The 25,232-nt window shown below is 40.2% G+C and carries 21 protein-coding genes and 2 pseudogenes; 12 read left to right on the forward strand and 11 right to left on the reverse strand.

Translation table 11 applies throughout. The features are described 5' to 3' along the window. Positions 1-74 precede the first annotated feature (74 nt). Positions 75-1,943, forward strand: coding sequence for a TubC N-terminal docking domain-related protein (locus tag IM676_RS13975; protein WP_200987459.1), 1,869 nt, complete (start codon positions 75-77; stop codon positions 1,941-1,943). Here the strand turns inward: IM676_RS13975 and IM676_RS13980 are convergent. The 4 genes from IM676_RS13980 to IM676_RS13995 form a co-directional block, all read right to left on the reverse strand. Next, positions 1,940-2,281 carry a cupin domain-containing protein gene (locus tag IM676_RS13980; RefSeq protein ID WP_200987460.1) on the reverse strand — a complete coding sequence of 114 codons (342 nt, stop codon included), beginning with the start codon at positions 2,279-2,281 and terminating at the stop codon, positions 1,940-1,942. The genes IM676_RS13975 and IM676_RS13980 overlap by 4 nt on opposite strands. Positions 2,282-2,329: 48 nt before the next feature. Beyond that, the gene (locus IM676_RS13985) at positions 2,330-2,731 is read right to left on the reverse strand and encodes a YtxH domain-containing protein (protein WP_200987461.1); all 402 of its coding nucleotides are present in this window, start codon (positions 2,729-2,731) and stop codon (positions 2,330-2,332) included. Positions 2,732-3,004: 273 nt separating this feature from the next. Beyond that, positions 3,005-4,096: a DJ-1/PfpI/YhbO family deglycase/protease gene (locus IM676_RS13990; RefSeq protein WP_200987462.1), complete on the reverse strand. Its 1,092-nt coding sequence runs from the start codon at positions 4,094-4,096 to the stop codon at positions 3,005-3,007. A 53-nt stretch (positions 4,097-4,149) separates the two neighbouring features. Continuing rightward, positions 4,150-4,539 (reverse strand): DUF2267 domain-containing protein, encoded by a 390-nt coding sequence (locus IM676_RS13995; protein WP_200987463.1) that lies wholly within the window; start codon positions 4,537-4,539, stop codon positions 4,150-4,152. 371 nt (positions 4,540-4,910) lie between these two features. Between IM676_RS13995 and IM676_RS14000 the strand changes: the two genes are divergently transcribed. After that, positions 4,911-5,309: a DUF6335 family protein gene (locus IM676_RS14000; protein WP_200990216.1), complete on the forward strand. Its 399-nt coding sequence runs from the start codon at positions 4,911-4,913 to the stop codon at positions 5,307-5,309. A 42-nt stretch (positions 5,310-5,351) separates the two neighbouring features. Here the strand turns inward: IM676_RS14000 and IM676_RS14005 are convergent, their stop codons facing one another. Together IM676_RS14005 and tnpA are read right to left on the reverse strand one after the other, a co-directional pair. Beyond that, positions 5,352-5,741, reverse strand: a complete 390-nt coding sequence (locus IM676_RS14005; protein ID WP_200987464.1) for a hypothetical protein — start codon at positions 5,739-5,741, stop codon at positions 5,352-5,354. 118 nt (positions 5,742-5,859) lie between these two features. Beyond that, a pseudogene (gene tnpA / locus IM676_RS14010) lies at positions 5,860-6,273 on the reverse strand (IS200/IS605 family transposase). Positions 6,274-6,334: 61 nt separating this feature from the next. Between tnpA and IM676_RS14015 the strand changes: the two are divergent. From IM676_RS14015 to IM676_RS14025, 3 genes are all read left to right on the forward strand, one after another. Further along, entirely contained in the window at positions 6,335-7,708 is a 1,374-nt protein-coding gene (locus tag IM676_RS14015) for an RNA-guided endonuclease InsQ/TnpB family protein (RefSeq protein WP_200987465.1), read from the forward strand. 145 nt (positions 7,709-7,853) lie between these two features. Next, positions 7,854-8,237: a nuclear transport factor 2 family protein gene (locus IM676_RS14020; RefSeq protein ID WP_200987466.1), complete on the forward strand. Its 384-nt coding sequence runs from the start codon at positions 7,854-7,856 to the stop codon at positions 8,235-8,237. A 40-nt stretch (positions 8,238-8,277) separates the two neighbouring features. Beyond that, positions 8,278-9,069: an MBL fold metallo-hydrolase gene (locus IM676_RS14025; protein WP_200987467.1), complete on the forward strand. Its 792-nt coding sequence runs from the start codon at positions 8,278-8,280 to the stop codon at positions 9,067-9,069. A gap of 210 nt (positions 9,070-9,279) precedes the next feature. On the opposite strand, the gene IM676_RS14030 is transcribed toward IM676_RS14025, so the two are convergent. From IM676_RS14030 to IM676_RS14040, 3 genes are all read right to left on the reverse strand, one after another. Further along, positions 9,280-9,882 (reverse strand): superoxide dismutase [Fe], encoded by a 603-nt coding sequence (locus tag IM676_RS14030; RefSeq protein WP_200987468.1) that lies wholly within the window; start codon positions 9,880-9,882, stop codon positions 9,280-9,282. A 792-nt stretch (positions 9,883-10,674) separates the two neighbouring features. Next, complete coding sequence (locus IM676_RS14035) at positions 10,675-12,276, reverse strand: bifunctional pantoate--beta-alanine ligase/(d)CMP kinase (protein ID WP_200987469.1); 1,602 nt, start codon at positions 12,274-12,276, stop codon at positions 10,675-10,677. A 123-nt stretch (positions 12,277-12,399) separates the two neighbouring features. After that, a complete protein-coding gene (locus IM676_RS14040; RefSeq protein WP_200987470.1) occupies positions 12,400-13,473 on the reverse strand; it encodes a septal ring lytic transglycosylase RlpA family protein in 1,074 nt (357 codons plus the stop codon). A 791-nt stretch (positions 13,474-14,264) separates the two neighbouring features. On the opposite strand from IM676_RS14040, the gene glsA reads away from it, so the two are divergent. Then, on the forward strand, positions 14,265-15,254 hold the full coding sequence (gene glsA, locus IM676_RS14045) for a glutaminase A (RefSeq protein ID WP_200987471.1): 990 nt from the start codon (positions 14,265-14,267) through the stop codon (positions 15,252-15,254). Here glsA and IM676_RS14050 read toward each other — a convergent pair. Next, positions 15,241-17,277: a glycoside hydrolase family 10 protein gene (locus IM676_RS14050; RefSeq protein WP_200987472.1), complete on the reverse strand. Its 2,037-nt coding sequence runs from the start codon at positions 17,275-17,277 to the stop codon at positions 15,241-15,243. The genes glsA and IM676_RS14050 overlap by 14 nt on opposite strands. Positions 17,278-17,530: 253 nt before the next feature. Here IM676_RS14050 and IM676_RS14055 point away from each other — a divergent pair, with 253 nt between their 5' ends. Next, positions 17,531-17,941: a hypothetical protein gene (locus IM676_RS14055; RefSeq protein WP_200990217.1), complete on the forward strand. Its 411-nt coding sequence runs from the start codon at positions 17,531-17,533 to the stop codon at positions 17,939-17,941. 13 nt (positions 17,942-17,954) lie between these two features. On the opposite strand, the gene IM676_RS14060 is transcribed toward IM676_RS14055, so the two are convergent. Next, complete coding sequence (locus tag IM676_RS14060; protein WP_200987473.1) at positions 17,955-19,349, reverse strand: amidohydrolase; 1,395 nt, start codon at positions 19,347-19,349, stop codon at positions 17,955-17,957. Positions 19,350-19,432: 83 nt separating this feature from the next. Here IM676_RS14060 and IM676_RS19875 point away from each other — a divergent pair. The 5 genes and pseudogenes from IM676_RS19875 to IM676_RS14080 all read left to right on the forward strand — a co-directional run. Next, a pseudogene (locus IM676_RS19875) lies at positions 19,433-19,561 on the forward strand (isochorismatase); the annotation flags it as partial. 37 nt (positions 19,562-19,598) lie between these two features. Then, complete coding sequence (locus IM676_RS20265) at positions 19,599-19,880, forward strand: transposase (protein ID WP_449658007.1); 282 nt, start codon at positions 19,599-19,601, stop codon at positions 19,878-19,880. Then, the gene (locus tag IM676_RS20270; protein ID WP_449657995.1) at positions 19,816-20,046 is read left to right on the forward strand and encodes a transposase; all 231 of its coding nucleotides are present in this window, start codon (positions 19,816-19,818) and stop codon (positions 20,044-20,046) included. The genes IM676_RS20265 and IM676_RS20270 overlap by 65 nt, the downstream gene beginning before the upstream one ends. A gap of 404 nt (positions 20,047-20,450) precedes the next feature. Beyond that, complete coding sequence (locus tag IM676_RS14075; RefSeq protein ID WP_200987476.1) at positions 20,451-23,705, forward strand: tubulin-like doman-containing protein; 3,255 nt, start codon at positions 20,451-20,453, stop codon at positions 23,703-23,705. Between the two features lie 42 nt (positions 23,706-23,747). Beyond that, the gene (locus IM676_RS14080) at positions 23,748-25,109 is read left to right on the forward strand and encodes a phosphate/phosphite/phosphonate ABC transporter substrate-binding protein (protein ID WP_225880370.1); all 1,362 of its coding nucleotides are present in this window, start codon (positions 23,748-23,750) and stop codon (positions 25,107-25,109) included. Positions 25,110-25,232 lie beyond the last annotated feature (123 nt).

Below are 25,232 nucleotides of genomic sequence, written 5' to 3' on the forward strand. Positions count from 1 at the left end.
TCATGTTAATCGATGATAATCATTGCCTGTAAAAAATTGTACATACTTTGTCATAATTGGAAAAAATTGCCACTATGAAAGCATCAGAAATTATTACCCAACTCACTGAAAAAGGTGTTCATATTTGGGCTGATAATAATGAACTCAGGATTCGTTCTCCCAAGGGTATAATTACCCCAGAAATTCAGGCTAATCTCATGGCTTGCAAAACAGAGATTTTGGCTTTTATGCGTGAGAGAGATATAACTAAAAATCCGGTGACGCCTGTTATTCAGGGGTTAAACTTGTCAACTATTGGACGTTTAATTGGGGGATTTGGTGGTCATACGAATGGGGAATATACGCCACCCACCATTGACCCTAAAAAGATGGCTGAACAGTTAAAGGTGACATTTAAACCTTTACCTCATAACTATAAAAATGCAAAACTTGTGCAATTCCGCCAAGAATTGGAAAATTATCTCAGGGAATATGGTGTAAAAATTATTCCTTGGGAGGAAGCTACTACAGACTTTACTTATGATATGGTATTGCCAATCATTAACCAAAAAAAGATATTTAAGTTGAGGGGAGTAAGGGCTGAAATCAATGCTGTGATTGATGTTGAAAATCCTCCCTCTACATTGAAAAAATTGGCGATTTGTGCCGCCGAAAATTGGTACAGTTTTTATTCTAGTTTTGTCTTAAAACATCGCGATGTTTCGGTAGTAAATATTGCTAAAATTAGTAGTTGGGCTGAAGACCATGCAGCTAAATATGTCGAGGATCCAACCAATACCCAAGTAATAATTATCACTGATATTGATGAAAAGTTTATTAACCCGCAAATACCATATGATCAAAAAATCAAGGTTGGTTTAAATACTTTAGTCAGAACTTTTGCGGAAATTGTGATTGGAGTGGGTGTTGATAAGATTTCTATTTTAAATATGAATCTTTCTGACTCTATTTTCCCAAAAAATAAACTATCTGAATTCGTTTTAAAATCACTAATACCCAAGGTTTTTGTCCCAATCTCTCCCCTTTTGTTGAATAGATTTGAAATAGGAGAGTATGAACCAGAAAAATCTAGCTATGCTAAGAGTTTAGTTAAGTTGGGTCAAGAGTTAGCACCAACAGGTTTATTTCCTGCTGGGTTTAAAATCAAGGAAGTGATTAAAAGGAAATCTCACCGAGATATTGTCAATGTAATTGTGAATGGGAGAACAGGTGTTTCTTATGGTTTTGTGGCTTATGCTGAACCACCTCAATACTTTGGTGCGAAGGAAATAAATATATATGAATGGGAAAAACTATTACCTTGTGAGGGATTTAGTAGTCATGAACTGCGACAAAATACACAAGGTAGACGTTATCTGAAAACTACAATACAAGGACTAGATGTATTTCAGCAAATTCCCGATATTTGGCTGGTTAGTGCTCGTTCCGGATCAAATAAAACTAACTTGAATATTGCCAGTGATATCATTAGAGTGGGTTTGAAAGAAAAATTACATCTGGAATTACCCCAAGGTATGCAGACAAACCAAGTAGATATCAAACCTTCTTATGATATCTACGTGATGGTGGCTATTAGTTTGTCGGCGGCTTTATATGCACCTGATTTAATTAAAAATGGTGCTGCAATTGTGCATTTTCATGGTTATCCGGCATTTGACTGGTTTAAACCGAATGAATACTGTGTAGGAGTAGATAACCCTTCTGTACCTTGTGGTACTTATGAATCGGGGGTATTCAATTTTTTGGGCATTTCTAGTTTAGCAAATCAAGGGAAGAGAAATATATCTTTGGTTAGCCTAGTAGAGCCAGATCATGGAACCAATTTTATTGCTAATGATTTGGAGTACCTTGTGGAAAGGTTGAAAACGGGATGTGAGCAGGGACAAATTGAGTTAGGTGGTAAGCATTTTGCTTCTCTCAAGGGAATAGCAGAAAAGATTTAACTTTCATCTCGTCCATGAATTTGAGCAGGTGGACTAGTTGCTTCAACTGCGGTAAATGGTTCGAGAATTTTGTAGCTGTGATTTGCTCCCTTTGGAACTACCCAGGAACTCCCAGGTTCTAATAAGATCACTTGTCCTTCTATGTGCAATTCCGCCCGACCTTTGATGGTATAGCCAACTGTTTCATAGTCGCGGGATGTAGGCTGTTTGTCTGTGTTTGGTTGTTCGTCTTCCCAAAGACGCATAGAAATTGATTTCCCAGAGGCTAAATATTTCTGACCGAGTTTACCTTTGGGGGAATGGTTAGAATCTACTTTTTTAACACTTGTATCAGTCATATTTCATTAACCAGCTTATTTTTGGAGTTCAACTTTGATACAGGTACTTTATCTTCTGTTGACTTCTGGTTTATTTTCTTGGTAGTATCCATGTCGAGTGCGAGTAATTGGCTCCACTGTTTTTTCTACTTGCTTTTGTGCTGAATCTAAAAATTCTTTTGTGGCTTGAGGTGTTGGTTCATCTAGGTTAAGTTTTTCTCTAACTTTTTCAGCAGTTTTTTTGAGTTGCTTCTGGGTATTATCAAGTTGCTCTTCTCCCTTGAAGGCTTTATTGTTAGGTGTACCTTTGTAATAAATGCCTTCAGGAGTTTTTACTGTGTCAGCTTTGGCTAACAGGATATGATTACCGTAGTTGAACATCTGAAATGAGAAAAATGCAAAACCTGCGACAAAGAGTATGACAATCTGGCGCAGAAGCATATTTTGTAACCAAGAAAAGAAGGGTTTCATAAAAATACTCTGTGATGGGATGACTATTGTGTTTATTAACCAAGGGTAGCCTCTACCCAGGGGAGAAGATGGGGTTGTTGATGATGAGGCACCAGAGTGGCGGGGAATAACGAGCGGATAAAGATTGTAAATTGACTTACCCCGCTGCAACTCTATTTCTTCAAAGTTGCATATCTACGATGCTTGCAGTTAGCGGAGCGGCGCGTTAGCGCGGGTAAATTCATTGGAATCCCCGTGAAGCAAGAATCCCCCGGCTTCTAGCCGTGGGGAGTGTCAAAGAGCCGCACCTGTGGTGGGCTTGGGAGGCTGAATTTCAGTACCTATGCGTTCCCGATATAGCTGTGCTAATCGCTGCTCGTATTTGAGTAAATCGTGGTAAATTTCCTTAAATATCGTGGTTGCTACGGGGTCAGTATACATTGCAGACAAATTGCTAATATCCCCAAGACCGGTTTGTACATCTCCTAGGGCGCAACGTAACTGATAGATGTCATCGCTACCAGTAAAGGTACTTTTGACTTTGGCGTATTGATTGGCGATATTTGCCACTATGGAAGGTTTTTCACCGAGTCTGTCGAGATAGCTTTCCAATTTCTGAATGTGGCTATGTCTATTACTAATCATCTCTTGAAAGAGCGATCGCCCTTGGCTATCTGATTCTTTTTGGGTGTACTGTTCTAAGGCTTCCATTGAATAACGCTCGCCACTCAGAGCCGTATTCAAACCTCTGGTAATTTCACCTTTGGTAGAACCACCCCAAGCATCAGCTAGTTTCCACCACTCGGCGCTGGTATCTTTCTCCTCTGGAAGTGCTGCATCTTTACCACCGTAGCCTAGACGACTGAGCAATGCTGTGGTGAAAATCGCTAAGTCTCCTGGTTCACGTGAGGTAATTAAATTCCTGTCTACCACCAAAGGCTCATCTAGATAATTTGCACCTGCATTAATCATGTCTTTGCGGATAGCATTAAAGCCTGTGGCTTTTTTACCTTTGAGCAAATCACCTTCAATTAAAACTTGTGGGCCGTGACATACAGCAGCTACCCATTTTCCCTGTTCCATAGCCTCTTGTACAAAGCGGACTGTGTTGGGGTTGCGTCGCATTTTATCGGGAGCCATACCACCGGGAATTACCACTGCGTCAAATTGCGCAGCTATGGCTTCTGTTGTCGTCCCGTGGGGCTGAACTGAAACTTTACCTCGTTTACCTTTATATCTTTCGTTCATGCGTGAACCGAGGACGACTATCTCCATCCCGGCTTGTTTGAGTCCATTACAAGGGATAGTAAATTCTATATCCTCAAATCCATGTTCTATAAGGATGGCAACTTTTTTCTTCCGGGAATGATTGTTCTGGTTGGTCATGATTTTTCCCTATGGTGATAATTTCACTAACTACGATTCTTAATTGCGGGTATTTAACTTGTTGGCGATGTGGTGAAGAGTTCTTCATAGTCATGGTCGAAATAATTATGAAATCTGCTGAATTTCTCGGGCTTAATGGCGTTTTGCAAGACTGCAAATACAGCCCGAACATGAATGGCGGTGGTTGTGGGTTCTATATTTTCTTTTTGACTCACACGACTAATGAATTCTTGCAGCTTGAAAGGTTCACTAATTTCTCCTTCTCGCCCTTGCAAAGACTGACCTAGTTCTTGTGGTAATTCCGCTGCTATTTCTTTGACTTCGTGGGTAGGGATACGCTGTGTGAGGGTTTCTAAGGTAGCACGGGTGGCACGTTCCGCCTCTTCACGAGAATTTGATTGAGCTAGGCTTTGTACGTGTGTAATAAACTCTTTATATTCCATTTTATACCTCTTTTTATTGTTATTTGTAATTAACAGGAGACTATTGATTTATCTGCTAACTTCTAAATATAGGACTCCTATTTGAGTGTTGAACAGATTACCTATTACCTACACATCTAGCATTCTTGCCCCGTTTCCCGCATCAAGGAATAAGTTGATCAATCAAACTGAATTCCTAATATATGGATTTCACTCTTACAAAGTCAGCTAATTTTAATTTAGACTTATTTACTAAATTTATAGTCTAATAACTATTTTATCTTCGTACTCAGGGGATATATTTTTTATGACTAAAGTAATATAACCTTGGTGATACCATCTTTCCATGTGGCAGGGTTATGATGAATCGGTAAATGCAATTAATATTATTTATGGTAGAAAATAATCATAATCAAGAAGTCAATTCTGATGATTTAACAGCAGAAATTACCGAATCTTACGGCACTGGTGTTAAGGATTTGCCGGGGTATAATATTGGCGGGCGATCGCTCAGACAAAGAAAACGTCAGTATACACACACAAGTCCGGAAATTACTGGCGGTGATGTTGATGCTTATTGGCAACAACAAGATACGGTAGGAGATGAAGCTGTAGGTGGTACTGCCCCTACTCCTGATCAAAGTGTAACTGATGACTTAGGGCAGGCAGTAGGATTACCGATGAATGACCGTGATTTTCTCCATACTGAAGAGATTTTAGAGCGGCGTGATGATTCTCGCTGGGAATTAGATCCAATGTCTTCTGATGATTATCAACAGCGGAAGGATTAAACCCAAAACTTAAATATTTAAGTTTTGGGATCTGAGAGTCATTTAAAATTTGATTCCTAATTGTCCATTAAATCCTCGCACAGAATTGTAACCTGCACCGATAAAAATATTATCGGTAGCACCTATTTGGACACCGCCAGAAACAGCAACACCTTGGTCTTCTGAATACCAGCCAAGTCCGACATAAGGTGAAATCACTGGTAAACTGAAGAATTTTAAAACATCCCCTCCAGTAGCACCTTCGGGACCTCTACCGATCTCAAAACCAAAATCTAAAACTCTCACACCAGCAGCATAGGTGACTTCTCCATCCTTTCCACCCACGGAAACCCAGGGTTGTGGTAACAATTGGGCGGGTGCTGGACTGGGGACAAATACAGTTAAGCAAGTTAAGGATGGAATGAGTATTTTGGCAATAACCGATTTTTTCACCGTTTTTATGGGAAACTACCTGTCATATTCTATCGAAAATATAGTGGGAGGGTGAGAACCCCTCCGCTTCAGCGAGGGTGATGAAACCCGACTCAAGGGGATTTATCCCCCCGTTTGCTCATTTCCCACGCTGGTTTTCAATATATTTTTTAACTACCTCAGTGCTTACTTGTCCAGTTGTCGCAACAAAGTAGGTTGGCGTCCACAAAGAAGGTAGCTTTTTTAATTGTGGAAATTCTTTTCTTAAGTAATTTGATGCTCTACCTTTAACCCATCTAGCGATATCTGCTGGGGATTCATGGGTCGGCGCATTAATAAAAAAGTGAACATGGTCTGGTTGAACTTCAAGTCCAATTAATTTCCATCCATGTTCAGTAACTAAGTCAAAAATAATTTCTTGTAATCGTGTAGCAACATCTTTAATTAATACTGGTCTTCTACGCTTTGGTACAAAAACAAAGTGGTAGTTGATTGATGATACAGAGTTTTCGGTTCATCTGTACTCATAATCTTCTTTTGATAACTTAGCCATTATGTGCTGTTGACTTTGAGCGTTGTTTCAACTATCCTCCTGTTTAGGAGGTGAGTAAAGATTGTACAGAACAATTCCAATCAGAGCTAAATTCACTGATGAAGAAAAAGCTTTTTGGGTTGACCAATGCCAACACTCGAATAGCTTAATAAATTGTGCGATTTACTATACTCGTCAAAGTCATTACGCACGACTGGAAAGCATGGATAATGCTTTGACAACTTATTGGTCTGGCGACGAATTGCGTAGTGGATGGAAAACTTATTATTGCCAAACAACTTACCCGGAATTAGATAAAACTCTTAAAGATAATCCCCATTACAAAGGTTTAGCCGCACAAGCAGCACAACAAACCTTAAAACTAGTTGGTGAAGCAATAACCAGTTACAACGGATTGGTTAAAGCTTATTACAACGGGGAGCTTGATAGACCCTCATTACCTAAGTATCGTAAAAAAGGAGGATTAGCGGCAGTAACATTCCCAAGACAAGCACTTACTTTTAAAGATGGTTATTTCAAGCCATCAATAAGTAAAGAAACCAAACCAGAATTAATCACAGATATCAAACTAACCTTGCCTGATTTTATTGATTCCGATTGGGTAAAGGAAGTAACAGTTCGTCCTTATTATGGTCTTTTCTGGATTGACTGGGTAATTGATGATGGTAAGCAACCAATTGAAAACAACCCACATCTTGATTACTCCCAAGCATGGGGATTTGACCACGGAGGGACTAATTGGTTAACAGGTGTTTCTACTCTTGGCAAAAGTTTAATCATTGATGGTAAGAAACTCAAATCAATGAATCAAGGTTATTGCCGTCTAGTTGCTAAATATAAGCAAGGTAAGTCTGATTTTTATTGGGATGCTAACCTTGACCGCATTCAACGCAAACGCAATAACCAGATGCGAGATGCCATTAACAAAGCAGCTAGATTCATTGTTAACAGATGCCTGAATGACCAGATAGGAAATATAGTTATTGGATGGAATCAAGGACAAAAAGTTAATGCTAATTTAGGTAAGGCAAACAATCAAAACTTTGTCCCCATCCCCACAGGGAGATTGATTCAAAGATTAAAGGAATTGGCTAATGAATATGGAATTATTGTGACATTAACGGAAGAAGCGTATACATCAAAAGCGTCTTACCTGGATGACGATAGCCTCTACACGCATGGTGAAAAACCCGCAGGATGGAAACCGTCAGGTAAAAGGGTAAAACGTGGATTATACCAATCTGCCAAAGGATTATTAACCTCCGCAGATGCTCAAGCTGCAGCAAATATTTTAAGAAAAGTAACCACACAGCTAGGTTTATGTTTAGCCGAGGTGGGTAGGGCATCTTTGACTGTGCCACAACGATATGACTTGTTTATTAGGTTAAATAAATCATATCGTAAACGTTGCGTAGCGTGTCTTCAGACCGCGTAGCGACATCAGTTTAGAATCCCTTGTGTTTCAACCAAGGGAGAAGTCAATGTAACCCTAACGTAAACCATCCGCCTTTGAGTATTTTCCCGTGAATTTACTGTAAAATCAAAATATATTTTTAGTCTATCATTCATCAACTCCCATCATGTCGCCACAAACCATTGAAAAAATTGTATCTGCCTACTTTGCAAATATTGCCGCTATGAATCCAGATGGGTGGGTGAATAACTTTGCAGAAGATGCTATGAGTTATGACCCAGTTGGTGCACCACCAGCAAAAGTACATGAGGGATATCGCGAGTTTATCGGGCAATTACAAGCATTTTTTCAGAAATTGGAGCCAAAAACAGAGCATATCTTTGTGGCTGGTAATGAAGCGGCGGTAAAATGGACAATGGAAGGTGTGAGTAAGACAGGTAAGCCAGTTGTCTTTGCAGGAATTACGATTTTTGAAATCAACTCAGCTGGTAAGATTCAAACAACTCGGGCTTACTGGAATCCCCAGGAGATGGTAGCACAATTGCGGTGAACTCATCCATAATAGGGTAAGTATTATTTTTAATTTGACTATGTACCTAACTTGGTTAGACAGCAATAGTTGGTTGCTGGAAATCGGTAACCAACGGATACTACTTGATCCTTGGCTGGTTGGTTCTTTAACTTTTGGAAATTTAGATTGGTTTTTCAAAGGTTCTCGGACAAAAGAACGCCCAATACCACAAAATATTGATTTGATTTTGCTGTCTCAAGGTTTAGAAGACCACGCTCATCCACCGACTCTTAAACAACTAGATCATGAAATTAAGGTGGTGGGTTCTGCCAATGCCGCAAAATTATCACGTGAGTTGGGCTACAATTACGTAACATCCCTGAAGCATGGGGAAAGTTTCAACTTGAATCAACAAGTGGAAATCACAGCTGTTCCCGGCTCGGTAGTAGGTTATAATCTGGTAGAAAATGGTTATCTGATTAAAGAATTAACTAGTGGGTTAACAATTTATTATGAGCCTCATGGGTCTCATTCCCCGGAAATTAAACAATTTGCACCGGTTGACGTAATAATTACCCCGATAATAGATATCACATTGCCTTTGGGCGTGCCAGTTATTAAAGGTAGAAAGAGTGCATTGGAAGTTGCACAATGGTTAAAACCTCAAATTATGCTTCCCACGGCTGCGGGTGGAGATGTGGTTTTGGAAGGTGTGCTGACAAAATTCTTGAAAGCTCAAGGAAGCGTGGCAGAATTTAATTGCCTACTACAGCAGTACAATTTGTCTACCCAGGTGATGGAACTCACCCCGGGCGATCGCCGAGAATTGCAATTGAACAATAATTCAACCGCCAGCAAGTCCAAGCTCTAGAAATGGCGGTTAGCCCTTGGCGATTTTAGTCGCCATTCCAATTCCCAAATCAATTGTGTTTGTGTCTACCAAGCACCTGTAGAAAATATAGATATTACTGTCCTGAGTAAAAACAGCCACGATAGTGATCGTGACTGAGTAATTTGAATTAACTGATTTTTACTTTTGAGAATCAACCAGGATGAAACTCACAGTCAGACTGAGAAATTATCAGCCTTGAGCGTAATTTGCAGCCGCAAACTCCCAATTGACTAATTGGTCTAAGAAATTCTTGATGAAAGCAGGACGCGCATTTTTATAGTCAATGTAGTAGGCGTGTTCCCAAACATCTAAAGTGAGGAGCGCTTTTTTCCCATGGGCTAAGGGGTTCTCTGCATTTGGTGTTTTCATGACCTTGAGAGTACCAGCATCATCCACTAACCAAGCCCAACCGCTACCAAATTGAGTTGCTGCAGCGTTAGAAAATTCTTCTTTAAATTTGTCAAAGCTACCAAAATCCTGATTAATTTTGGCTGCTAGGTCGCCAGTGGGTGCGCCACCACCTGCGGGCTTTAAGCAATTCCAGAAAAAGGTGTGATTCCAAACTTGAGCAGCATTGTTGAAGATTCCCACCTTAGAGGAGTCTTTAAAGGCAATTTGGATGACCTCTTCCAAAGACTTGTCAGCCAGTTCTGTACCGTCAGTTAGCTTATTCAAGTTAGTCACATAGGCTGCATGATGTTTGCCATAGTGGTACTCGAATGTTTCTCCCTTCATGCCATAGGGCTCGAGAGCGTTAAAGTCGTAAGGTAAGGGGGGTTGTGTAAATGCCATTTTGTGAAATCCTCTCTTGACTGTTTTCCGGTTTAAAACTGTTGAGCGAAACTTAGGAAACGACAGGTGTTATCTGTATGGGTTTTATATCCCAACGCTATAGGATATAAAACTTAACATTGTCATTCTACTACCAAAGGGAGGATTCGGGCAAAATACTGTTTGATTTGAGCCAAATTGCATAAAGGTAGAAATATCAGGGCTGCTGAACGACTAAGATAAGCGTTGTTGTTGACTTCTCCCCTGGATAGAATCACAGGGGATTCTAAACTGATGTTGCTACGCGGTCTGAAGACACGCTACGCAAAGTTTACGATATTATTTATTTAAAAATTTGAATAAATAATATCGTTGTGGCACAGTCAAAATGCCCTACCCACCTCGGCTAAAAATAAATCTAGCTGTGTGGCTACTTAAGGAAAACATCTTTTGGGTTTTTCACCATATTTGTGGATGCTTTTTTATCCTAACTAATCAGAAATGCCTTGTAAATAAGTTTTTTGTAGTCAGGATACGACAGGGTAAATCCTGTTGAGTCGCTTTTCATCCCCTCGCTAAAGCGCTATCCATTACCCGGATCTTTCTTAACATTCGTGAGAGCGATCGCTCGCAAACCCCCAAACCTTAATCCTCCGTTGATGATTCTCAATAAAATAAGGGTTTTATCAAGAATAATAAGGTACATTTTGTCAAGAGTACGGAAATTTTCAAGCGTTGAAACCGTTGCCACATAAATGTTTCAAGATTGTTAAGAAAGATGTGAGTAATGAATAGGCTAAAGCGCAGGGGTTCTCACGCTCCCACTATATTTTGATAGTAGTTAACAATTTGGGCTGTGACTTCAGACACGTTAAGACCATCAGATTGGATTTCAACCGCATCTACTGCTTTTTGTAAAGGGGAAATCTTCCGAGTGCTATCTTTTCGGTCACGTTCGGCAATATCCCGTTTCAGCTGCTCTAGATTCACCTCAGGTTGTCCCTGTTTTTTCAAGTCTTGCTGACGGCGATGTGCGCGTTCATCAACAGAGGCGGTTAAGAATACCTTAACTTCGGCATCGGGGAAGACATGAGTACCAATGTCTCGACCTTCCGCGACTAAACCACCTTTTTTACCCCAGCTTTGCTGTTGTTTAACGAGTGCTTGACGCACGGCGCTTTGTGCTGCGATCGCTGATACTTGAGATGTCACCTCAATGGTGCGAATTGCCTGAGTTACATCAGTACCATTAATCCAAACCCTGACAGGAGATTGCATATCCTCTGTGGGTGTCAGTTCAATATTACACTCAGTGACTAATTGGGCGATCGCGCATTCATCATCTACAGCGATACCCTTTTGTAGCACCAGCCAGGTGACAGCCCGATACATAGCGCCTGTATCGAGATACACTAGACCGATCTGAGTTGCTACTTGACGAGCTACTGTAGATTTACCAGCCCCAGCCGGGCCATCGATAGCGATGATGGGCTGACGATCGCTCAGGATGGTATTATCAATCAAACGTGTGGAACCAAGACGACCTGCGATCGCCAGCATTCCTTCCTCCTCAACTGTTTCTAAAGACATTAACGTACTCGGATTAACCAATTCAATATACTCAACCATCAGATTAGGAACCTTTGCCAGTTGTTGCTGTACCACTGCTATGAGAGTACGGCTATCACGAACACCAGCCCCAAAAGCATCTGCACTAGCCCGTAAACCTTGATATAAAATTGCAGCTTGGGCTTTTTCTTGTGCAGTCAAATACTGGTTACGAGAACTTAAAGCCAGACCTGACTCTTCCCGCAGGGTTGGACAAGCAATAATCTCTACTGGCAAATTTAAATCAGCCACCAACCGTCTTATAATAGCTAGTTGTTGACCATCTTTTTGTCCAAAGTAGGCGCGGTCTGGTTGTACCAAGTTAAAAAGCTTAGTGACAATCGTCGCCACACCCTGAAAGTGCCCGATGCGAGAACGACCACACAAACTTGATATCATAGCAGATGGAGGACTTACTTGTGTGACTTGAGATCCTTCTAGACTATTGTGAGCAACACCCATTTCTTCAGGAGTGGGGGCAAAAATCGCATCTACCCCCGCGGTTCTACACAGTTTTTGGTCTAGCTCTAAAGTGCGGGGATAACGTTCATAATCCTCATGGGGACCAAATTGCAGGGGATTGATAAAAATACTGACAATCACCGTAGAATTTTCCTGCCTTGCCCTTGTAATCAAGCTCAAATGACCTTGATGTAGTCCTCCCATAGTTGGCACCAAACCGACCGCAGTCTGATACCAGCTAGACATCGCATCTAGTTCCAACTCTTCAGGAACCCTGAGCTGATGTTCTGAACAGCGTTGGGTTAAATAGCAGCGTAAAGCTGCAACTGTTGTCAGCAGACGCACAAAATACCCCTAGTTGTTTTTTTAAAGCCTCTCCCCCGTTAGTTTATATCTGAAATAGGAGACAGAGGTATTCAACTAGGGGAATTAAGGAAACAGACAATTATTCACCGAACTTCTGAGGAATTATCGACCCAGAACTTCAATCTTCACCGGTGCCAAACCGTTGCTGATCATTCCTAAGTTGCGAGCAGCACCAGTAGATAAGTCTATGATTCGACCCCCAATGAATGGACCGCGGTCATTAATTCGCACGACAACCGAACGACCATTACGGGTGTTAGTAACACGAACCCTGGTACCAAAAGGTAAGCTACGATGGGCAGCAGTCATACCTTCAGGATTAAATCTTTCCCCAGTAGCAGTAGGTCTACCAGCGAAACCCCGACCGTAAAACGAAGCTATGCCGCGCAAAGTGGGTCGGTTAACAATCTGCCGTGCTGGCTGTTGCGAACCAACTTTTACCGATTTAGGGAGATTAGCAATTTCTGTGATGGGAGATGCGTTACCAATGAGTCTCCGCAAGCGATTAGTTGCTTGTAATGCATCTTCTGCTAGATTTCCAGTTGTTCCTGCTAGAGTCGTTTGTGGATTGATTTCCACTAATTCTCGGCCTTTAATTTTAATCCTATAGCTCTGGCTGGGCTGATCTGTGACGGCGGCACTTGTTCTATCAGCCGTAGTTTTGCCCTCACCCTTCCAACTGACGGTAATATGTTGAGCATCCTCACCATTGCGGACTAGCTGGTTAATATTAGCTGCTATTAAACTAGCTCTATAAACCGGCTCATCAGGGAAAGATTTCTTTTGCTTTGCCGCATTCGTAAAATTGCCTACACTTGTTAATTCAGCCGGTTCATGCCCAATCCCAGCAGGATTGCCAATTACACTAACTCCCGTGGAACTTTGGGGCTGTAGCTGAGAACTCAAACAGGTGATCACTGGAATATTGTTGATAAACAGGGTTGCCGCCTTACGACCTCCAATGTAGTGAGAATGAATATTTGTTATCACAGCATCCGAAGTCAGTTTCCCTGTTGCGGTTTGAAACTCTCCCACTTTAACTACATCATTAACCGATGCTTCTGGAGAAACTCCAGCAGTGTCTTTTGCAGTAGCAGTTTGATTGCGACCGACTAAGGGCGTACCCACAGCAGTCAGAAACAGGGCGACAATAGTCCACAAATATCGTTGATTCATGCGTCTGATTTTTAAAGCGACTGTAGAACGTCAGTTTTTTATTTCCCGGGATTTTTTGCTGTGTTTTAACGGCATACCCCGTGAAATTTTCTGGGCTCTGTTTTTCACTTTTTTGATTTATAACTGCAACACACTATCATGAATTTTCTAGCTTGGGGATCAGGGTTTTACCGTAGATATAAATTCCCTGTTGGAATTTCTAGTTAAATTTATAGGTTGAAACCATTATCAAATCGGGATTTTGACTATGTAACTTTTTTTTAATCCCCAAAAATTTGTATATGAAAATTTAATATATTAACGATATTTAATTAGCTATCAAACCCCTGATATTAAAGTGTGATTAAAGAAACATATAAATTTCTTAAATCACATTGATAGTTATTAAATATTTCCTGCTCACAACTAGCTCAATATATTTGATGACGTTTCCTTAAGTAATTTTTTATTGTATTACTGAAAATGCTTTTTATCAATACTTACAGATATTTTTCAGATGAAATAGCTCGGGGTATTTTTCTACTTGTCAGTTATATGATTAGATTAATTTATGGTATATACCCTTAAATCTATTATTTATTGTAAGTATTTTTTATATCCTCTGTTTGGAGGAATATTACCGAAATTTCGATTTGTAAAAAAATAATTTTTACAAATCGAAATCAATGATGAGACAATGAAAAAAGCTTCTGTGGCATGAGCTCAACCAAAAAACCAGTAGCAAAGATTACATATTGTTTTAGTTGCTAAGTTGAATTAAATATGATAGAGACGAGTAAAATATCAGCCTCATGGCAAACCAAGCAAATCTAGAAGATGTAGAAATCGCCTCGGCGCCATTTTTAGCTGTTCTCAGCGACTTATATTGTAAATACAAGTCAGTTAAGGAGGGGACATTAGCAAACTATATTCCAGAACTAGCAAAGGTAAATCCGGAATTATTCAGCATTTGTATTGTGAGTGTAGATGGTCAAAAGTACCAAGTGGGGGATTATCAACACCAATTTACGATCCAGTCGATTTCTAAGGTGTTTGCTTATGGACTGGCTTTGGAAGATCATGGACGGGATTATGTATTAACTAAAGTGGGTGTCGAACCCACAGGAGACGCCTTTAACGCCATTATTCTGGATGAACAATCGAAGCGACCTTATAACCCGATGGTAAATGCAGGTGCGATCGCCACTACCAGTTTAATCAAAGGGTCTGGTGCAACGGAACGCTTAAACCGGGTTCTGGATATGTTTCAGAAATACACCGGACAGAATACACTGGTTGACATCTCGGTGTTTACCTCTGAACGCAGTACGGGACATCGCAACCGCGCGATCGCACATTTAATGCTGAATTTTGGCATGATTGACCAAAACATTGAAGAAGTTTTGGATCTTTACTTTCAGCAGTGTGCTGTGATGGTCAATTGTCAAGATTTAGCAGTGATGGCGGCCACCCTAGCTAACGGAGGTATTAACCCCATTACCGGACACTCAGCAATAGATAGTCGTTACATTAAGGATATTCTCAGCGTCATGTACACCTGCGGTATGTATAACTTTGCTGGGGAATGGGCTTATAAAGTTGGTATTCCTGCTAAAAGTGGTGTTTGTGGTGGAATTATGGCGGTAGTACCTCATAAAATGGGCATCGGAGTATTTTCACCATTGTTAGATATGCGTGGTAATAGTGTCCGGGGAGTCAAAGTGTGTGAGGAACTTTCCCAACGATTAGGGCTACATTTATTTGAATGTTCAGATAGGATTGGTAATTCTAACTCACTGTAATTACCGCACCCAGACTCTCATTTGCTAACCTATCAACAGCACAGACTGCATAAGTTCCAGCTTGTTGCACTGTGGCGGTAGCTGGCGTGGCGTAGTCATAAATTCCAGCAGATAAGACTTCCTGAAGTACCCAACTTTCACCAGTCTGTCGATAAACTGTCCAAGAGCGCACGGGTTTCTCATCGCCGGGTTTCCAGCTTAGGCGACGATGATTAACTTGTAGTTCTCGAGGAGGATGTGGTGGGTCTGTCTTCTGCCATGACATAGTGGGTACTATGGCGGGAGTGGGATAGAGGGAATTGCGGAAACTATCAGCAATTCCCTGACGGTTTTGATGAATGGGACTCATGCTAAAAAAGATATTACCCAATGACAAGTTAGCAGCTAGGTTGCGAGTTATGGTAACTTGTCTGTTAATCTCGCTATTGTTCCAAGCTTTGCCATCAAGTTGACTAATATTGTTGCCTACATATATATGTCGCTTTTGAGGATTAACTTCCGTCCACCATTTTAGTAATACGGGATAACTTTGGGCGGTCTGGTCAATGCGCCAATAAAGTTGAGGGGCGATATAATCTACCCAACCTTGTTGTAACCATTTTTTAGCATCAGCATACAGGACACTATAAGCATCTAAGCCGTTGATCCCTGGTGGTTGTCCTGGGCGGTAAATACCAAAGGGACTAATACCAAATTTGACATGGGGCTTTATAGCTTTAATTCCTTGAAATAGGCGCAATACCATTTGATTCACATTTTCCCGTCGCCAGTCACCTAAGCTGAGTTGACCACCAGTTGATCTATAAGCTGCATAGGTTTTACTATCGGGGAAGGTTTGACCCTCGATGGGATAGGGATAAAAATAATCATCCAAGTGAATCGCATCTATATCATAGCGACGCACAACATCCATCATCACGTTGTACGCCCTATCCTGGACGATTTTGATTCCTGGGTCCATCCATAGTTGATTACCCCATTTGTAAACTACTTCGGGATTGGTCAAAGCTATATGGGGTCTGGCGTTGGGTCTAGCTGTGATGCTAGTTTTGGCGCGGTAGGGGTTGAACCAAGCATGGAGTTCAATATTACGTTGGTGACATTGGGCGATCGCAAATTCCAAAGGGTCATAAAATGGTTCTGGGGGTTTCCCTTGAGTTCCCGTCAACCAAGCGCTCCAGGGTTCTAGTTGGGAAGCATATAAAGCATCACCTTCTGGTCGCACCTGCAAAATCAGGGCGTTGAAGTTGAGTGCTTGTAATCGGTCGAGAATTGCAATCAATTCAGCTTGCTGTTGTGCTGTTGAGAGTCCGGCTTTAGAGGGCCAGTCACTATTCCATACTGTTGTCACCCACGCCCCCCGAAACTCTCGCTGATGATTCACCTTCACAGTTTTAGGAGTATTGACAAGTTTTGGGGGAACTATGATATAATTAGATGGCCTTTTATCGGCTCTACCTAAGTAAACCAAAGCTTGATATACAATTACCGCCACTTCTGCACGGGTGGCTGGTGCGGTGGGGTTGAGTAACTTCGTGTTGGGGTAACTAACTACTAATTCTGATTGAGTAGCGATCGCCACTTGATTTCTAGCATAACCAGGAATTTTTTCCGCATCTTGATAGATTTCTGGTAATTTACTTAGTAAATCTGGTGGAACATCAGTAGCCATTGCCAAACCATTGACTAAAGCAACTAAAGCATCGCCGCGGATGATTCTGTCATTGGGGCGGAAACTACCATCGGGATAACCGATAATAAATCCGCATTCGTAAGCTTTTTTAATACCACTCACAGCCCAATGATTAGCGGGGACATCAGCAAAGGGGACATACTGACGCTTTGCTGATACTGTAAATACTGCGGCAATTATAGCAGCAAACTCCGCACGAGTCACTGGGCTATCTGGTCGGAAACTACCATCAGGATAGCCATTTAAAATTCGACGCACCGCTAATTCTTGGATGAATAAGCCGGCCCAATGATTTTGAACATCCGGGAAACGAGTAGAATTAGATATCATGACCGATATTAACTAACTTGGCTTGATTCTTATACTATTTGTTAATTTAACAACAGCAGAACCATAGCCACTGTGATACTGTATAAATTTTAATAATTTCAGTCAATGCTGGGTATTGTTGAGGTTAAACCTAGGGTGAATATAGGATTCTAAATTCACTAGCTAAAATATGAGTTCAAACAGTTAGCTTACCATTGAACAAGTGCGAAAACCTATAGTTTACACGTTATTTTTACTTGGCTTATTGAGCGTTATGGGATTGGCTTATATCTCTGATTATCTCTCGGAACAAAAGCCTGTAGTTAGGTGTCAGCAATGGGTATTTCAGGAGGAACGGGAGCATAAACACTACACATATCCTGATAAATTAGTGGTTCAACCCTGGCGTGGACGACATCATGTCTATGCTATATTTTTAATCCCTGTAGGATACGAGCATGATGGATTGTTTACCTTAACAATACCTGGGTCTTCTACTCACTGTGGACGTTCTCAGAAGATTGGCAAGGTTGTATCTGGAGTTGATGACACTAATGATTATAATCGGGTGAGGGGATTTTTAAACACTCGAATTGCAGTACAATTTATTCTTCAAGGTAAGTTAAGTCAGTTAAGGGAACCGCAAAATTGGAGGTTGGGTTATTCTACAAGTAAAGGGGCGTAAAGGTCAACAGAGGCTATATGTCCATGACTTGGCGATAATGGGTTTCTATTTCTGCTACGGTTGGAGATTTGCGCTGTGTTTCCCACTGACTACGTTTAAATAATTCTTGCTGTAAATCATCTACTTTAATGGTGTTAACTTGACCATTGCTAACAATTTGCTTTCCGTTTACCCAAGCACTATGGACAACATTGATAGGACGACCTAATACTAATAAGCCAATGGGATCTGTTCGGGGTAGCAATGATAGACTGGTGAGATCATACATGACTAAATCGGCTTGTTTCCCTAGGGTGAGGGAACCAAGTTTGTCAGCTACATTCAGCCCTTTTGCGCCTCCTAGGGAAGCCATTTCTACAGATTTTCTGGGTGTGATCCAGTTGTGATAGTCTAGGTCTGTAGTGTTGTGTAAGATGGAACCGATTTTGATGGCTTCTAGTAAGTCTTGGGAATCATTACTCGAAGCACCATCACAACCAAAGGAGACATTTACCCCAGCTTGGAGATATTTTAAAATAGGGGCGATACCACTGCCTAAACGGAGGTTACTCAAGGGGTTATGCACAACTGTACATTGAGTTTGGGCGAGGATGGTGATATCGTTATCGTTTAACCAAACACAATGAGCCAAGGACGTGCGATCGCTTAAATATCCGATGCGTTGTAGATGTTCAACCGCGGTACAACCGTATTTTTCTTGGGCGAGTTTTTCCTGTGCTTTAGTTTCTAGTAAATGAGAGTGACGACAAAGATCATGGCGATCGCTTAACTCAATACATCCTATAAATAAACTATCGCTGCACAATTGTATCCCCGTTGGTGCCACCACAATACTTATACCCGCTTCAGGACGGTGAAATTGTCTGACTGCTTCCTCTATAATTTCCAAAGTGGCCGCAGTTGAGCGAAAATAGGTGCAGTTTTGATTTGACTCTCCCCCTGGTATACCCGCAGTGAGGGACCGATCTTGAATCAGGGGTGCGATAAAAGCACGTATTCCCACTTCTTCATAAGCACGAACCGCAGCAGCGATAGTTTCTAACTCCTCTCCAGGAGTTAACACCAAATGGTCTACCACACTAGTACCACCGGAAAGTAAAGTTTCCACAGCGGTTCCCAAAGCACTCAGATAAACCTTTTCTAAATCCAGCGGCGCAAAGTCATATAATTCCCCTAACCATAATTCTAAAGGCAACATGGACATAATACCCCGTTGCCACATTTCCGATGAGTGGGTATGGGCGTTAAAGAAACCAGGGAGTAACAGCTTATTGCTACCATCAATGGTATTACCAACCACATCTAAATCCGGTGCTATGGCGGCTATCTTACCATCTATTACTTGTACATCTAGGGTGAGATAAGCATTCTCAGTAGCAATTAAAACATTTTGAATGGTAAAATTCACGATTTTAACCTTAATGAAGTAATCAAACTTTTAGGAAAAATTCAAGTTACAAATTGGTATAGCAGTATTGGCTATTGTAATTCATCAAGCCTCATCGGACATTGGGAATTGCACCAAATGCTTGGACTGTGAATCAGTCTATTGCAGATATTACGCGAGTGCAAAAGACCCCACAAACAGTTATCTTATCAACAGAAACCAAAACTCTTAAATTTAGGGTGTCGTCCCCGTCGGGTTGACCTACGTGCTGTGATTAGTGCCATATTTTATGTTCTTTGTGCAGGTTGTCGATGGCGGATGTTGCCAAATGACTTCCCAAAATGGCAAACGGTATACTATTACTTCCGAAAATGGCGTCTGGATGGAACATGGGAACGCATTAACCACAAACTTCAACAGTGGGTACGTGTTCTCGAAGACCATGAACCTCCAAGTGCAGCAATTGTGGATTCTCAGTCTGTAGAGAATGGAACAATGGTATCCCAAGCTGTCGGTTCACTGGGTTTTGCAGGTTGTACGTCGTCCAGTTAATACTAAAGGCTTTGTTCTGTTACCAAAGCGTTGGGTTGTCGAGCGTAGTTTTGGTTGGTTTAATTGGTGTCGTCGATTGAGTAAGGACTACGAAATTTTACCCCAGACCCATGAAACCTTTGTGCAAATCGCCATGATTCGGTTAATGCTCAGAAGACTCGCTTAATTGAGTTGTTTAATACTTTTTTCCAAACATCGCCTAAGCATGGTATCAATTATAGCAATATAGATAAAAGTCTCGGAGTTCTGATGTGGTCTTTTATAATTCTGGCTCAATTGCCGATACCAATTTAGCCATCCAAGAGTTATTCCCATCGATCTCCTTTTTTCAAACATACCCTACGGAGATTTATATCCCTGTACCGGTAAAAATGTTTTATATTATATGTTAACCATGAAACTAAATCTAATTATTTAGTGCTGGTAAAACTGTTTCTTAATCACCGGATTGTCTTTTATATCAAAGCCGATAGGCACTCGATACCATAAAGACTTTGTATGTTTTTAGTAATATAAGATACACATACTATCACTTATTGTTACTTACTTTATCACGAAGAGGTAAAACTGATGCCTGATATTCAAGAAAAAACTATGGTTCCCACTGTACTACTAGGTATCGGGGGAACTGGGTATGAGGTTTTATCACGAATACGCCGACTAGTAGAGCAAACTTATGGACGAGTGGGAGAGTTTCCCATTATCAGCTTCTTGGTAGTGGATACGGATAGCGATTATAAAATTGATGATCCTTTAGCCGCTGGCTCACCTTTTGAAAACAATGAGAAGTACTGGTCTCGTGTCACTGGCGACCAAGTCACAGACATGGTTAGAAATATGAGTAATTTCCCCTGGATTGATAACTGGTTTCCTGACGAGCTAGAACGTAATATAGGTGCTTTAGAAGCTGGAGCCGGACAAATTCGAGCCTGTGGAAGGTTTGCATTCTTCTGTAACTATAAAAACATTCGACAAAAGTTTAATGACGCATGTAAGCGTGTGAAAGCCAAGGAGGACTTCATGTCGCGTCGGTATGGAGTCAATCTTCTTAATAGTAAAATCAATGTCTTTATAGTCGGCTCCATTTCCGGTGGCACGGGCAGCGGTATGTTAATTGATATGGGTTACTGTGTCCGACATTGGTTAAAAGAACAAGGAGAAGCTAGTCCTTCAATCAATATGATTGTACCAATGCCTACAGTATTCGCAGGAATAAATGCGGGTGAACGTATTTCAGCCAATGGTTACGCCGCCCTCATGGAGTTAAATTATTTCTCGGATTATCGCACTGAATATTCTGAACGGTTTAGTGATAGTCTCGAAGATAAAGTCACTAACAAGTCTGCTCCAGCAGATTTCATCTATCTTGTTGGACATAAAAACGGAAAAACTGAGTTTACTCTAGGGCAAATACGTGAGATGATTGCCCAAAATATTTTTCTAGATTTAACTTCTGATTTTAGTCCGTACAAAAGATCAATACGCGATAATATCAAAACAGCATGGGCAACCCAAGATCCAGGTGGACGAGGTTATCCTAAAAATTTTCTGAGCTTCGGGTTATCAACTATAGAAATTCCCATCGATCAGATTCGTAAATCTATGGCAAGCCGTTTAGCCGTAGACTTGGTTGATTGGTGGTTAAACGAGTCTATATATCTTCCCCCAAATCTTTCAGAAGTAGTGCAATCTACTCTTAAAGTTTTGCGCCTGAGCAATGCAGAAATGATTATTGATCTGTCAGCAGCCACAGATCGTTCGTATACGGCTGAGGTATCTAATTGGATTAATAGTATTGCTAATCGGATTAAGACAGAAAATCAACTGGAATGTACACGGCAAGGGGTCAACTTTCTCAACCCAGAACAGGGTAATATACTGAATTTTGTTCAGAATCTAGAACAGGTAGTAAATGATTACCGTACTGATCACCTGAATGAAATTGGTATAGATGAAAGGTTGCACGGCGATTACCTCCAAAAAATGTATAGTAACCGTAATCGCATCATTCAACAAGGTCAAAAAGCCTTAGAAACAGAAATATCCAGAATCATAGCAGACCGTACACAAGGCCCAAAATTTGTAGACGCTTTCATAGATGCTTGCCGTCAATTTTTTACAAATATGAGCAAAAAGTTTAACAGAGATGTTGAGAATATTTGGGAGAAAAATGAAGAAGATCGTCAAACACAATACAAAAAAGCACTAGAAAACATTACTCAATCTAAAAATGAATTTATTGTAAATAAACAAGACAAGATGCAACAATATTGCAAGGAAGCTTTAGAAGGTGTTGAAGGATTTTTTGGTGCTATTATTCAAAAAAAAGCCAGGGTATTAGGTTTACAAGTAATTAATCAACTACTCGAACACCTACAAGAATTAGAATTACGTTTTATGAAATTAAAACAAATATTCTCCCAAATAAAAAATTACTTTCAGCAAGAATATGACAGAGAAATCAATAATGCGTCAGCATTATTAGTCAACGGTATTAAACTATTTGAACGTAGTGAAATCAATGATATTTACACAGACTTAATTGAGCAGCAGATATCAGTAAACAAACCTGATAAAACCCGTTACGAATCAGGAATGAACAATATTTGTTCCCTTATATCTGATGAAATATTAAAGGATGTCAAACAATTATACATCAATATTAGTTTTAATGATGAAGTTATGCCTTTGTTTAAGGTATCAGACATACCAGATATAAAACAGTCTGATTTTTTTAAGATTATTTTTGAGAAAGTTCAAGTAGCTATAAACAAAAGTCCCGACACTTGTATATTAAAAAGTCAATTGACAGCGGGCGATCGCTTTTTATTAAAACATGATAATAATAGGCAGGAAATGAAAGCTAGTCTTAACAATACGTATCAAAAATCCTATCCATTAATTCTACTATCTCAGGCTGTTTTAGGCGGACAAGATGCTGGTTTTACTCCTAGCAAAAGTGTCAAAGTGGCATTACTGGGAGGTAACAGCAGTGGTAACTCAGCAATCAGAGAGGTAATTAAGCTGATAAAACCAATTGTTGAGGATAACGATCCTATTTCTCCTTTAGGATATTTAGAGCGTCATCGCATTGTTTTTGTTCAAGAACAAGGTGGTTTTTCTTTAAGATGTATTGATGGTATGCGTGTAATACAAAAGTCATATCAAGACTGGAAAGGAAAAATGATTCTGGCGAAACGTGCTCAACTCCGTGGTGAAAACAAGGATTTACCCATCCCAGTACACATTCAAAAAGAACCTCCATTTTGGGATATTTTTCCAGAAGACCCAAGTATTTTGAAATTAGTAGTACAGGCTCGCGCACTACAAGTTTTGAACTTGGAGCATAATCCGAACAGTGGGAAAAAAGTAATTCGTTATACTCATTCAACTCAAACTGGTAAAGAAAAAGTTGATATTGCTTCCACTTGGGAGGAAGCTGTTCAAGTTTTGGGTGTTGATGTTTGCTCTGATGATAAAGCAGAAATACAAAGACAAATTAACCAAAAATTAGATCTTAAAACAGAGGAAGATAAACAAAAAATATCAAATAGATTACAAGATTATTTACGAGAGAGGATCAGTCAGATGACTCATGGTGATGCTGAAAATAGTTTAGAGTACAGACGTGAAAAGGATATAATAGGTCAGTTAATTAAAGATTATCAATTACCTGTAATTGAAGTAAAAGCCGATCCTGATGAACCGATCCTTGACCCACCTGAATCATTACTGCAACAACTAGAGCAACTAATCAAAATGAAAGAAGCAGGATATTTATCCGCAGAAGAATTTAAAAATGCAAAAGAGCAATTAGGACTTTAGAAATATAGTATTAACACTAAAAAACAAAAAGGGGAAATAAAAATGCTAGAGAGAAGAACTTGGATCTGTAATGGTATTGCGAACAATATCGATGATTATCCTGATGTAGAACAACACAACCCTCACGAAAATATTGGACCTAATTGTGAGATATGCGGTCTTCCCAGAGGTGCAGTAGTGATTGTTCCACCTCCACCACCTCCACCATGGCCATGGAAAAAGATTGCAACAGTAGTAGCAATGCTTGGACTTCTGGCTGGTGTTGGGATAGTTACACATCAGGTAATTGATAATAGTCCACCTATTCTAAGTCCTATAATTGGGAGTAAAGAATTAAAAGCAAAAAAATTGACTCTAGGAATTTTGAGCCCTCCAGAATACTATCAGGAATTATCTAATTACCTCAAAGAAGAACTGAAAAACAAAGTAGAAATAATCATTGATGGTAGTGGAGCAACTTCCTACGAAGAAGCAAGAAAAAAAATGATCAGCAAAGAATGGGACATTGCCTTTACCATGTCACCAATACTTTCAGTTGCTGCTAAAAATAATAATTATCACTTCGCAGTTAGAATGTTTCCAGATAAACCGGCATACTACCAAGCAGTATTATTTACAAAAGCAGACAGCCCAATTGAATCAATTTATGATTTAAAATCAACACACACAATAGCTATGGGTGACTTCAACTCAGCCTCTAGTTTTTATGTTGCATCTTATGATTTATATGGTAAGACCCTAAATGTAAACATGGGACATAGAGCATCCAAAATTAAAGACTTAGTGAAAACTGGTCAGGCTGATCTTGGAGCGGCTGCATATACAACTGCGGGGAATGATCAGGATCTAAAAATTATTCATGTAAGTAAGCAAATTCCTGGCGGTAATGTTTACTTGTCACCAAACCTTTCTCAATCAGATCGTCAAATCATCACCAATCTTTTACTAAATGCTCCAGATGAAATCAAAAAAGATGCAAATTATGGACCGGGTGAAGAGCATGATTATTCGGAATTAATTAAGATTTCCGCAAGGACTGAAGAGATATTAAAGTGTTCAGACTTTACAAATAATCCTGTTAAATTCTACTGTGTTGATAAACCAGCAGAAACCTCTTCTAAACCTAAACCACAGAGCAAATCTTTAGAGATATCAGGAAGGATTAACGGCTGGACAAAGAAAGGTGCTAATCACTCCTTCAAACTTGCGGGGGACGACAATAAAATTTATGAGGTGATTATACCAGAGCCTATTTTCAATCAGATACCTGATGCACCTAATCCCATTGCCTTGCAAAGCCAATCTGTAAAAATTATTGGTGTTATTCCAGAACAAGAGGGAAATATAAACAGGTTAAAAATTACATCACCCAGCCAATTTGTTGTGATCAAAAATGGTATGTAAATATATCGCTTATTTCCCACTGTCCTTGTATTAGCAGACTAGAGCAGACTTTAGATATGGTATGATTTCTTTTTGATGTAGTCTGTTCTATCTTGCTTCTTTGGTTGTAGGAATTTATTGTAA

Origin of the sequence: Anabaenopsis elenkinii CCIBt3563 (assembly GCF_015245355.1) — a bacterium.
Lineage (GTDB): Bacteria > Cyanobacteriota > Cyanobacteriia > Cyanobacteriales > Nostocaceae > Anabaenopsis > Anabaenopsis elenkinii.

Bases quoted from the DNA above. Each gene is read 5' to 3' on its own strand.
- IM676_RS13975 (WP_200987459.1), top strand. From the start codon at position 75: ATGAAAGCATCAGAAATTATTACCCAACTCACTGAAAAAGGTGTTCAT.
- IM676_RS13980 (WP_200987460.1), bottom strand. From the start codon at position 2,281: ATGACTGATACAAGTGTTAAAAAAGTAGATTCTAACCATTCCCCCAAA.
- IM676_RS13985 (WP_200987461.1), bottom strand. From the start codon at position 2,731: ATGAAACCCTTCTTTTCTTGGTTACAAAATATGCTTCTGCGCCAGATT.
- IM676_RS13990 (WP_200987462.1), bottom strand. From the start codon at position 4,096: ATGACCAACCAGAACAATCATTCCCGGAAGAAAAAAGTTGCCATCCTT.
- IM676_RS13995 (WP_200987463.1), bottom strand. From the start codon at position 4,539: ATGGAATATAAAGAGTTTATTACACACGTACAAAGCCTAGCTCAATCA.
- IM676_RS14000 (WP_200990216.1), top strand. From the start codon at position 4,911: ATGGTAGAAAATAATCATAATCAAGAAGTCAATTCTGATGATTTAACA.
- IM676_RS14020 (WP_200987466.1), top strand. From the start codon at position 7,854: ATGTCGCCACAAACCATTGAAAAAATTGTATCTGCCTACTTTGCAAAT.
- IM676_RS14025 (WP_200987467.1), top strand. From the start codon at position 8,278: ATGTACCTAACTTGGTTAGACAGCAATAGTTGGTTGCTGGAAATCGGT.
- IM676_RS14030 (WP_200987468.1), bottom strand. From the start codon at position 9,882: ATGGCATTTACACAACCCCCCTTACCTTACGACTTTAACGCTCTCGAG.
- IM676_RS14040 (WP_200987470.1), bottom strand. From the start codon at position 13,473: ATGAATCAACGATATTTGTGGACTATTGTCGCCCTGTTTCTGACTGCT.
- glsA (WP_200987471.1), top strand. From the start codon at position 14,265: ATGGCAAACCAAGCAAATCTAGAAGATGTAGAAATCGCCTCGGCGCCA.
- IM676_RS14050 (WP_200987472.1), bottom strand. From the start codon at position 17,277: ATGATATCTAATTCTACTCGTTTCCCGGATGTTCAAAATCATTGGGCC.
- IM676_RS14055 (WP_200990217.1), top strand. From the start codon at position 17,531: ATGGGATTGGCTTATATCTCTGATTATCTCTCGGAACAAAAGCCTGTA.
- IM676_RS20270 (WP_449657995.1), top strand. From the start codon at position 19,816: ATGGAACAATGGTATCCCAAGCTGTCGGTTCACTGGGTTTTGCAGGTT.
- IM676_RS14075 (WP_200987476.1), top strand. From the start codon at position 20,451: ATGCCTGATATTCAAGAAAAAACTATGGTTCCCACTGTACTACTAGGT.
- IM676_RS14080 (WP_225880370.1), top strand. From the start codon at position 23,748: ATGCTAGAGAGAAGAACTTGGATCTGTAATGGTATTGCGAACAATATC.